We start from the raw sequence: 581 nt of genomic DNA, 5'->3' as shown, positions 1-581 counted from the left end.
ATTGCCAGAAATTTACATCTTATAGCCTCTAACGCCAGGCGCTACCTCTCGCTTACTCATTATCCATCAATAGATTCGTTAATGACAGTCTATGATCCCTATCTAAACGAAGAAAGAAGAGCATTTATTCGGAAGAGATATTACGAAGAAATAGCGCCTAGCTCAACAAAATACACAGATAAAGATTATATCAACGACTTTGAACTTCTGACAATCTCTAATGATATGTATAAACTTAATGAAAAGTTGACACCTATTACTGTCATTGATTTGTGGGCTAGTTGGTGTGGCAATTGTATAGAAGCATTTCCTATTGTTGAAGCATTGCAAGAGCACTACATAAACGAGAACAAGGTTTCTTTTCTAAAAATTTCTTTGGATGATAAAGAAGAAAATTGGAGGAAAGGTGTAAAAAAACTGCAATTAAAACCTGAAGAGTCGTCGTGGGTTTCTGGAGGTATGAAATCTGATTTTGCCAAAAAATTTGACGTAAAATATTTACCCAGGTACATTATTTTAAACCAAAAAGGTCAAATTTTAAAATTGTTCCCTCCTGATGTTAGAGACACTAAGTTGTTCAA

At 34.3% G+C, this 581-nt stretch carries 1 protein-coding gene; it reads left to right on the top strand.

Features of this window, described 5'->3' with window-relative positions; genetic code table 11:
- Nucleotides 1-81: 81 nt before the first annotated feature.
- On the top strand, nt 82-581 hold a 500-nt coding region (locus AC23P2_RS31180), incomplete at its 3' end, for a TlpA family protein disulfide reductase (protein WP_487776804.1).

The sequence above is a fragment of the Runella sp. R0.1_18 genome (assembly GCF_057652155.1).
This window is presented reverse-complemented; position numbering and strand designations above follow the sequence as displayed.